Here is an 11,096-nt window from a genome sequence, read left to right on the forward strand (position 1 = left end):
GCGGAGCCTGGCTTCCCCGCTCGTCCGGCGCGAGGTTCCCGAAATGCTGGCCAGGCGGGCGTGACGTGGGGTACGATGGGCCGGTTCCATCCCCCCTTGCCCAATCGGACGTTGCGGGTCAGCGATGCTCAACCATGAACTGAAGAACCTCGTCCTGACACGCGTCCTGCCGACCGTGAGGACTCCGGGGCAATACGTCGGCGGCGAGCTGAATAGCGTCGTCAAGGACCATGCGACGGTCCGCGGGACCGTCTGCCTGGCCTTCCCCGATACCTATGCACTCGGGATGAGCCACCACGGCCTGCAGGTCCTCTACAGCCTGCTCAATGCCGGCGAGTGGGCCTGCGAGCGCGTCTTCACGCCGCTCCCGGACCTCGAGGCGGGCCTCCGCGAGCACGGCCTTCCCCTGTACAGCCTGGAGACGTTCACGCCGCTCCGCGACTTCGATGTCCTCGGCTTCTCCCTCCAGTATGAGATCTGCGACACGAACGTCCTGACGATGCTGGACCTGGGCGGCATCAGGCTCCGCGCCGAGGATCGGGGGCCGGAGGACACGCTGGTCCTAGCGGGGGGGCCGGGCGGCCAGAATCCCGAGCTGCTGGCCCCGTTCATCGACCTCTTCGTGATCGGCGACGGCGAGCCGAGCCTGCCGGTCGTCTGCGAGCTCTGGACGGGCATGAAGGGGACCGGGCTCTCCCGAGAAGAGAAGCTGGCGAGGATCGCCGCCGAGTGCCCCTGGGCCTACGTCCCGAGGTTCTACGAGCCGATCTACGGCGAAAACGGGACGATCGTGGAGATCCGCCGGCTCCGCGAGGACGTCCCCGCGAGCATCCGCCCGTGCGTCATCCAGGACCTGGACGGGACCCCCTTGCCGACGCGTCCGATCGTCCCGTTCGTCGAGACGGCCCACGACCGCATCGCCATCGAGATCATGCGCGGCTGCCCCTGGCAGTGCCGGTTCTGCCAGAGCACCGTGATCAAGCGCCCGCTCCGCTACCGGACCGTGGAGACCATCGTCCGGGCGGCGCTCGAGACCTACGAGAACACCGGGTACGACGAGATCAGCCTCCTGTCGCTCTCCACGAGCGATTACCCCGACTTCGAGGAGCTCGTCACGCGGATGAGCGAGGTCTTCACCCCGCTCGGCGTGAAGATCTCGCTCCCCAGCCTGCGGATCACCGAGACGCTCAAGAAGATACCGGCGCTGCTCCAGGAGGGACGTCGGAGCGGGCTGACGCTCGCCCCGGAGGTCGCACGCGACGACATGCGCGAGCAGATCCGCAAGCCGATCAACAACGCCGACCTCTACGAAGGCTGCGCCGAGGCGTTCCGTCGCGGCTGGCGCAAGGTGAAGCTCTACTTCATGTGCGGGCTGCCCGGCGAACGCAAAGCGGACCTCGACGGCATCGTCGAGATGGCCGAGACGATCGCCCGGATCGGCAAGGAGGTCACGGGGCGATACGCCGACGTCACGGCCGCCGTGTCCAACTTCGTCCCCAAGCCCCATACGCCCTACCAGTGGAACGGCATGCAGTCCCGCGACTATTTCCACTGGGCGCATCGATATCTCCGGAATCGGGTCAAGCTGCGGTCGGTCTCGGTGAAGTACCACGACGTCGAGCGGAGCATGCTCGAGGGGATCCTGACCCGCGGCGACCGGCGCGTGGCCGCGGCCGTGGAGGAGGCCTGGCGACGGGGTGCCCGGCTCGACGCCTGGACGGAGCACTTCGACTCGAGGCTCTGGTGGAAGACGTTCGAGGACATGGGCATCGACGTCCCCTTCTACAGCCACCGCGAGCGGGCGGTGGACGAGGTCTTGCCCTGGGACCACATCCACATCAAGTATGGTCGCGACTACCTGGCCAAGGAGCAGAATCGCTCGGTGGTCCAGCTCGAGGCCATGGCGGGGGCGGTCTGAGTGCCGCCGACTCTTCCGGACGGACCGACGAGCCAATCCGAGGGACGGATCGATGCGGCTGTCGTCGCCTGCCTCCTCGGCGCCGCGGCCTGGTGCCTCCTGCTCCGCGCCCCCCTGATCCTGAACGCACCCTCCCATCTTGATAGCGACCTGGCCGTGGACGGGCTGACGCTGATCCACGCCATGCACGGGCACGGGCGCTGGCACTATCCCGGCACGCCCTTCAGCGGCACCCTCGCGGTCCTCCTCAGCCTGCCGCAGGCGTCGATCTGGGGTGCGAACGCGATGACGCTGGTCAGCGGCGGTGCGGTCGCGCACGTCCTCCTGCTCGTCGGCGTCTTTCAACTGGCCAGGCTCGCCTACGGCCGCGGCCCGGCGCTCTGGAGCCTCGTCCCCCTGACGTTTTCGTCCACGGGCATGATCTGGCTTTCCGGCCGGATCACCGGCGGCCACCTCCTGGTCGCCGCCTGGAGCGCCTGGGCCTGGGTCTTCTGGCTAGGGCTCACTCGCCGCGGCGGATTGTTCCGCTCGACCTGGCTAGGGATCTGGTGCGGGCTCGGGCTCTACGGCGATTCGATGTTCCTCATGACCCTCCTGGGCCTGGGCCTTGCCGGCGGGCTGGCGGCCCTCCGGGGTTGCCGGCCGGTCGGCCAGGGGAGCATCCGCTCGCGGGCCGCCTCGGTCCTCGTCCTGGCCCTGGGCTTCCTGGTCGGGGTTGCGCCCCGCTGGATCGGGGCCATGGTGGATCCGCATGACCCCTATCACGAGCAGTTCGTCGGGAGCCTCGAGCCCGGACTGCTCCGCGAGCACGCGCGAATCCTCCTGCTCGAGTGCGTTCCCCGCCTGATCGCCGGACATCGACTGCCGGGCCTGGAGGCCGATCCCGACCCGTCCAGGCTCGGGGAAGGGGGACCGCTCTGGACGGGAGTCGCGGCCCGGAAGGCCGTCGGCTGGACGGCCTATCCGTTGACGGCCCTGTCGCTGGGGCTCTTCGCCGCCGGGGCAGGGGCGCTCGCCCTCGCCGCTCGGTCGGCCCCGGATGCCGCGGCCAGGTCGATGTCGGCGGGGCTCGTCGCCTGCTCGGCAGCCATCGCGGCGGCGTTCGTGATCAATCGGAACATCTTCAATGCGGACAACTATCGATACCTCGTCCTCTGGCTGATCCCCTGGCCGCTCGGTTTCGGGCTACTCCTCGACCACTGGGCCCGGAGCTCCGCCGGCCGGATCGTCGCGGCGGCCTCGTGCGCGGCCTTGTTCGCGATCCTGTTCACCTGGGACGCCGGCTCATGGTATCGTCGACTTGGCTGGCTCGATGGACGGAATCTGCCGACCCGGAGACGCGTGGACGACCCCGCGCTTCGGTGGCTGGAAGAGCATCCGGACGTGTCGGCGATCCTCGGCGATTACTGGGACGTCTATCGGCTTTCGTTCCTCCGCGGCGGAGTAGTCCGGGGCGTGCCGTACTCCATCTACCCCGACCGATTCCCGGAATGGTCGGCGGGCCTGCCAGGCAACCGCCCGCGGATCCTGGTCGCTCGCCGGACGCCCCAAGGCGGGCCATTCGTCGAGGCGGCCCTCCGCGATGGGGCGAGGGTGCTCCACCGAGAAGGCGGCCTGACGATCCTCGACTGGCCCGCGACCGGGAGCCGCGGGCCGAATCCCGCGCGATGACCCGTTCGAGTCCCACTGACCGCCGCCCTCGGCCGCGTCGAAGTGTCGGAAAGGAATGCCCGTGGGCGATGACGTGCCGGCGGCCGACCCCGCCGAAACCTGGTTCCGCAAGACGGCCTGGGGCTGGCCAGACGCCCTGGCGCTGGCGCTCTGGAGCGCCACCGTCGCCTGGCTCTTCTGGGACGCGGTGCGTCTCCACGGTGCGCTCTTCTACTTCGACATCACCGAGATCAACTACCCCTACCGCGCCTTCTTCGCGGAGGAGCTTCGCGCCGGGCGATTCTCCCGCTGGTGCCCCTGGCTCTACTGTGGGCTGCCCCTCTACAGCGAGAGCCAGGCCGGGTATCTCCACCCGCTCAAGTACATCCTCTATCCCTGGATCGAGACCTGGAAGGCCTTCAACCTGGATACGATCCTGTCCATCTGGCTGACGGGTGCCGGCACGTACGGCTGGCTCCGGCGGCATGTCGGGCCGGCCGCCGCCCTGACCGGCGGCGCGATCTTCGGGATCGGCGGCTTCACCTGGGCGCACCTGGTCCACACCAGCATGATCAACGCCCTGGCGAGCGTCCCGATCATGATCTGGGCCCTGGAATGGTCGTGGGACCGGGGCCACTGGCGCGGGGTCGTGATCGGGGCGGTGGCCATGGCCTGTCAGGTCTTTGCCGGCCACCTCCAGGATGTCCTCCTGACGGCCGGGATGGTCGCCTGCTACGGCGGATTCCGCGGCCTCACCGCCGGCGCCGGCCCGGCCCGGTGGCGGGACCCGGCCATGGCCGCCGCGCTCGTCATCCTGGGCGTGCTGCTCTCGGCCATCCAATGGATCCCGTCCAAGGAGCTGCTCGACCGATCGCCGCGGGCGGGGGGGCTCAGCTACAACGACCTCACCTATGCGTCGTGGTCCCCCGAGCTCTTGCCGACGCTCCTGATGCGTGAGGCCTACGGCAGCCGCGCCCGCGACACGGACTGGATGGACGGCTTCTATCCATATCACGAGATGGATGCCTACCTGGGGGCGCTCGGGCTGGCGCTCGCGTTCGTCGGGATCGGCGGGCCCGGGCGCCATGATCGCTGGACGGGATTCTGGTCGGGGCTGGCGGTCGTCGGCGGGTTGCTCATGCTGGGCAAGTTCACCTTCCTCTTCGACCACGCCCACCGGATCCCCATCCTGGGCAGTTCCCGAGAACCGGCGCGGTTCGTCCTCTGGGTCTCGCTGGCGGTGGCGGCGATGGCGGCGGTCGGCGTGGAGCGGCTCTCGCGACCGGGCGCCGTCCGGCTCGGCGGGGCGGTCCGGCTCCTGCTCGTGCTGGCGGTGGCATCGGCCCTGATCCTGGCGTACATCTATTCCCCGGTCTGGACGACCCCCCGGCGATGGAGCCAGCCCTACCACCTCGAGCGATACCGATGGCTCGGGCAGGAGCTCCTCCGGGGCGTGGCCCGCAACCTCGCGATCGTCGTCACCGGCCTGATCGTGGCATCGAGGATGGCGAGATCCGCGAGCGAGCCGCTCCGTTCGAGGCTCGCCTGGATCCTGCCGATCCTGGTCCTCATGGACCTGTCCTCGGCGCATGCCTGGGATGCGCCGACGGTCGCCCCCGAATACTGGACGAAGCCCCCGGCGACCGTCGAGCGGCTCCGGTCCGACCCGGATTTCATTCGCGTCTTCGGCGACGGCGACAAGCACTCGGGCGAGCCGGGCTATGCCTCGGAGCCGGTGGACTTCCTCCGCGTCCGAGATCCCCTGGACTGGAGCCTCTCGGCGGCCTGGGGACTGCGCGGTGACAAGGGCGAGACACCGATGAGGTCCAAGCGCCTCCTCGACTACTTCGATGCCGCGAACCATCCGGGCTGCGGCCGATTCGACCTCGAGAGCGTAACCCACGTCGTCGTGGGCCGGGGCCAGCGCGAGGCTTTCACCCCCAGCAAGCCGGTCGGCTCGGCCTTCCTCCACCGCAACACGCGGGCCCTCCCCCGGGCCAGGCTCCTCGGCCTGCCCGCCTATGCAAAAGACGACGCGGAAGCCGCGGCGCTGCTGGAGAAGCTGGGCGCCGAGAACCGTCACCGGATCATCGTGGAGGATCCGACGCGTCCCCTGTCGGAGGCCGTCGAGGCATCCGGCCGGGCGGAGATCGTCGAGGATCTCCCCGAGCTCGTGGCCGTGGAGACGAAATCGGAGGGCCCTTCCTACCTCCTCCTGGCGGACACGTTCGACCCCGGCTGGTCCGCGACGGTGGACGGCCAGCCCGCCGAGATCCGCCCCGCCTACGTCGCCTTCCGGGCGGTCTATCTCCCCGCCGGTCCGCACCGGGTCATTTTCCGATACCGCCCGGCCGGCTTCATGACCGGGGCGGCCATCTCGGCGGCCGGCGTCGTGCTCGCGATCCTCCTGCTGCTGATGGGTCGTGCATCCGCATCAGACTTAACGAGTCACGCGATCCTGCCTCAACTCCCCCGGGCTCGATTCGTCCTCGTGTTCGCGTCGATCGCGATCATCGCGGCGTCCGTGATCGCCATCGGCCCCGGCTTCCAGGTCCATTCGAGTAGCCGCTGGAAGAACTCCTTCCATCGCTTCACCTGGGGCGCCGGGATCGAAGCGATGAAGGAATTCCGCCAGTGACGGTCCCAGTCCGGGTGAGCGGACATCCCCTTCCGGACCCCGACATGACCCCTCGCCCACAGGCCCGGATTGCCCGGTCGCGATTGGCTTCGTTTGTCGGATCGCCGACGTTGAATGTTATCCGCAAATCCTTATCCTGAAATGCATTAGGCGCTGGTTTTCGATTGGCTTTGCCCCCCATTTTCTGCCAATTCCGCCGGCCCGCGTCCTCCGCGCGGGCCGGCGCCGGTGCGTTCCTCACCGAGACCGAATTGTCAAGGAGCCTTCCGAGGTTCCCGCACGCACGGCGCGCAAGAATCTCTCCCTACTCAATACAGTCCCGACGAGCCCGTTCCGAGTTTCACAAAAATGGAGAAAATCGGCGCGCGTGCCTCTACAATCGCGCCGTGGCAATCGGCACATCCGGACAGGCGCCTCCCCCATGCGACTCCTCTTCTCCTCGACCCATTGCCTCCTCGACCCCTCCAGCGGCGCGGCGATCGCCACGCGGGAGCTGCTCTCGAGCCGCGGGGCCGAGTGCCGGGCGTTCACGGCCGGAGTGCTCGACTATGAGGAGGAGACGTCCCTGGGCCAGGCCCTCGGCACGCTCGGGCTGCCGACGGCTCGGTTCGCGGCGGACCTGGGCGGGGGGCGCGCCGCGGAGGTCATCGACGTGGAGGCGGGGCGCGTCAGGTGCACGATCCTCGCCACCCGGTCGAGCCGCGCGGAGCGATCGCCGGACCGGGAGGAATCGGCGAGCTTCCTCGAGCTGGCCACGCAGGTCCTCGACCGCTTCCGACCCGACGCCCTGCTCACCTACGGCGGCCACCCGGCGAGCCTCGAGCTGATGCGGCGGGCGAGGGCTCGCGGCATCCGGGTGGCGTTCCACCTGCACAACTTCGGCTACCGCGACCGGATCGCCTTCGAGGACGCGGACGTCGTCATCTTCCCCTCGGAGTTCTCCCGCCGCCATCACGCCCGGCTCCTCGGCCTGGACGGGCCGGTGATCTCCAACGCCATCGACCTGTCGCGGGTGGTCGTCCCCGAGGCCGAGCGAGTCCCTCGTTACGTCACGTTCGTGAACCCGCAGCCGGCCAAGGGGATGACCGTCTTCGCCCGGATCGCGATCGAGCTCAACGCCCGCCGCCCGGACATCCCGCTGCTGGTCGTCGAGGGCCGCGGCACGGCCGAGGCCCTGGGCCGGCTGCCGGTGGACCTCTCCGGGCTGGCGAACCTCCACCGGATGGCCGTCACGCCCGACCCGCGCGACTTCTACAAGGTCAGCCGGGCCGTGCTCGTCCCGTCGCTCTGGCGCGAATCCCTGGGCCGGGTGCCGGTGGAGGCCCTGGCCAACGGCATCCCCGTGCTGGCCAGCGACCGCGGGGCGCTGCCGGAGACGCTCGGCGACGCCGGCTTCCTCTTCACCATTCCTGAACAATACATGCCGAGCTCCCTGGAGATCCCGACCGCCCGCGAGGTCGCCCCCTGGCTGGCCATCCTTGAGAGGCTCTGGGACGACCCGGACTTCGAGGCACGGCATCGCGAGCTCGCCCTGCGGGAATCCCGCCGCTGGGATCCCGCGGAGATCGCGGGGCAGTTCGAGCATGCGCTGCATCCTATCCAGAACCACGATCGCCCATCCTGACCCATGACCATTACATTCCGTCTTCTCATGTTCTTCCTTGTCAAAAAACAAGCGCTCATTCATTCCCCCAAGACTCGAATGGTCGGAAATACGCGCAAAAGTGAAGGCGAGTCTTCATGACTCGAAACAAATTTTTCCGGGATTTTGTGCCGCCGTTAACGATCCCTCGAAGCCGCAATCCGGCAAGGACTTAAGGATTTCATCGGCGCCCCGCCGTCGGCAAAACATGGTCGAAATCGACCAGCCGGCGGAGACAAATTTCTTGACATGGCCTGGATCTGGCTTATCATCGCCACCCGTCCAAAAGAACCTCTTTCGATTTGATCCTATCGTTAACTTCTCATGCGAGCTCGCGGGATGGCATCCGGGGAACCGGGCCGTCCGGACGGGGCTCGGCTCGATCGACTGATACCGACTGGGGCGTCACCCCGCGGACGCGGCATGCGCCGGGGCGTTCGGGGTGATGAGGGAACGGTCCGCGAAGGCCGAGGGATCGCATCATGAGCAAGCTGCGCCTGACCTTCACCGAGCGCCGCCGTGCGCGCATGGCGCTCAAGTTCGACACGCTCGACCAGATCGAGCAGCGGGTGATGGTCACCGAGCCCATCAGCCTGACGGCCCTGAGCCTGGGCATCCCGCTGGGCCTGAGCACGATCCTCGGCCGGGAGGACGACCGGGCCGGCGCGGCACCGGCAACAGCCCGGATCGGTCGGCCCACCGCCCCGGCGGGCCAGGCGCCGGCCGTGGCGGATTCAAGCCCCGCGCGGACGATCGACCTCGTCCCCATGCTGAGATCCCGGTCGGGTGTGCCATCCGCCGGAAGAGGGGCCCCACTTCCGGCGGTCGGCGTGAACAGGCCAGCCTCCGATGGCGACTGGCTGACGCTGGTTCCTCGCCCATCCGAGCCGACCGGCGGAATCTCGGGCCCCGCCGTGCCGGCGAGGACTGGCGGGAACGCGGGCGGCCCGGCCGTCGGCTCGCAGGTCTCCGCGCCGGCCTCGTTCCCCACCACCTCGACCGGCGTGATCTCCCGGCTCAACATCACGGCGCCGGCCTCCGCGGCCCCGCTCGCCGCGGCGGCGTCCGCCTCGACGGCCTTGGACTCATCGGCGGTGGCTCGTTCGGGCCAGGACTCGGCGTCCAGCCTGCTGAACGGGCGCTGGAACAAGATCCATCCCAACACCATCTACGTCTGGAAGACGTGGCACAGCGTCGACTACGTCAGCGGCACGACACTCTTCGAGGGCTTCGAGCAGATCGCCAACATGGGCGGTGCCGCCGACTATCGCGCCCAGGCCATGAAATGGGGGACGTTGACGTTCCCCATCACGTACTATGCGAACACCTATAGCTGGGATACCTCGTCACTCACGGCCGCCCCTTCGGTCGTCGTCGCCGGCAGTATCTCCGGTGCCAACTCGCCCCATCTCACATTCACCTGGGCCGCGAACAACTCGGTCGCGAGCATCCGGACGATCGTCCTCACGATCACGGCGCACAACGGCACGATCGCGACGAAGAGCTATCCGATCTACGTCCCGGCGGTCAGCGGCGCCACGGGGATCACCACCCCCACCTATTCCGACGTGATGCCGTCGGACCTGGTCCTACCCGGCGGGGACGAGATCCCCGCCCAGTACGCATCGATCGTCAGCCAGACCGGGGCGCTGCACACGACGATCAACCTCCCCTCGTACAACCCCAACATCGCGGGCCTCTCCCTCGAGTACAACTCGCTCTCGGCCGACCCGAAGCCGATCTTCGTCGCCCGCCACACGATCAACGAGAGCCCCGACCCGCCGACCCAGGTCACCGGCCAGGTGACCGTGGGCGCGGCGGCCGGTTCGACGACCACGTATACCGGGACCTCGGCCCTGGAAGGGGGCGACATCCTCCAGATGGGCCTCCAGGACGACGTCAGCTCGCTGAGCACCGGCCGCTACAGCTACACGGCCACCATCGCCGACTCGTACACGAGCCTCGTCACGACCACGTACAGCGGCTCGATGACCGTGATCAACGAGTCGGCCAACGCCTTCGGCGCCGGGTGGACGCTCGCGGGCTGGCAGCGGGTCCTCTCGAGCGGCAGCGGCGCGGCCGTGCTCACCGGCAACGGGACGAGCCTCTGGTTCGCGCTCAGCGGCGGCAGCTACGTCACCCCCTCGGGCGACTTCTCCACGCTCGTCCAGAACGGCGACGGCAGCTTCACCCGCACGCTCAAGGACGGCACGAAGCTGAATTTCCGCTCGGCCGACGGCTACGAATCGTCGGTCGTCGATCGCAACGGGCTGCGGACGACCTTCGCCTACGACGCCACCAATGGCAAGCTGACGACGATCACCGACCCCTATAGCAAGATCACGACCTTCGCCTACGACGGATCGGCCAAGCTCCAGACGATCACCGACCCCGCCAGCCGCATCACCACCTTCACGCACAGCGGCGCCAACCTCGCCACGGTCAAGTACCCCGACCTTGCGGTCAACACGTACACGTACGATTCCTCCCATCGGTTGACGTCGATCGCCGACGCACGCACCAACCTGGAGACGATCGCGTACGACTCCGCCGGGCGGGTGGGGACGATCACGCGATCGGACAGCAGCACGCAGCTCTTCTCCGCCTTCCAGGAGCAAGGGTACTCCTCGACCGGCTCGACGGGCTACAACATCTTCAGCGAGTCGTCCTCCACGTACACCGATCCGCTGGGGCGAGCCTGGTCGATCCGGCCGGACTGGCGAGGGCTCGGCGTCAGCAGCCAGCCGCTGGACCCGGCCGGCAACGCCTCCACCAGCCTGATCGACGCCAACGGCCTGCCGAAGGTGAGCATCGACGGCCTGGGCCGCGTCACGACGTCCGCCTACGACGCGAAGGGGAACCTCACCGGCCAGACCCGGCCCGACGGGAGCACCATCGCTTATAGCTACAATTCCTACTCCGAGGTCACGTCGGCGACCGACCCGCGCGGCAAGATCACGACCTACACCTACGACAGCGGCGGCGGCGTCTCGGGGAACCTCAACGGCAACCTGATCGGCGTCCGCGACCCTCTCAATGACCTGACGACGATGACGTACTCGGCGACGGGCCGCCTGGCGACCGTCACCGACCCGCTGAACCACACCACCAGCCTGGGCTACGACTCGCAGGACCGATTACTCACCGTCACCTACCCCGGCCCGGCCTCCGCCTACCTGTCGTACGACGCCAAGGGGAACGTCGCCTCCGCCACCAACGAGCTGGGCAAGGTCACGACGTATGCCTAC

At 68.5% G+C, this 11,096-nt stretch carries 5 protein-coding genes; all 5 read left to right on the forward strand.

Going from position 1 to position 11,096, the window contains the following annotated elements; all coding sequences use genetic code 11:
- Nucleotides 1-124 precede the first annotated feature (124 nt).
- Nucleotides 125-1,918 (forward strand): TIGR03960 family B12-binding radical SAM protein, encoded by a 1,794-nt coding sequence (locus G6O54_RS27025; RefSeq protein WP_165230358.1) that lies wholly within the window; start codon nt 125-127, stop codon nt 1,916-1,918.
- Entirely contained in the window at nt 1,919-3,589 is a 1,671-nt protein-coding gene (locus G6O54_RS27030) for a glycosyltransferase family protein (RefSeq protein ID WP_165230361.1), read from the forward strand.
- Nucleotides 3,590-3,644: 55 nt separating this feature from the next.
- Nucleotides 3,645-6,206: a YfhO family protein gene (locus G6O54_RS27035; protein ID WP_165230363.1), complete on the forward strand. Its 2,562-nt coding sequence runs from the start codon at nt 3,645-3,647 to the stop codon at nt 6,204-6,206.
- A gap of 421 nt (nt 6,207-6,627) precedes the next feature.
- Nucleotides 6,628-7,830, forward strand: coding sequence for a glycosyltransferase (locus tag G6O54_RS27040; protein WP_165230365.1), 1,203 nt, complete (start codon nt 6,628-6,630; stop codon nt 7,828-7,830).
- Nucleotides 7,831-8,330: 500 nt separating this feature from the next.
- Nucleotides 8,331-11,096, forward strand: a 2,766-nt coding sequence (locus G6O54_RS27045) for a hypothetical protein (RefSeq protein WP_205679054.1), incomplete at its 3' end; no start/stop codon positions are given.

Source organism: Aquisphaera insulae (genome assembly GCF_011064615.1).
Lineage (GTDB): Bacteria > Planctomycetota > Planctomycetia > Isosphaerales > Isosphaeraceae > Aquisphaera > Aquisphaera insulae.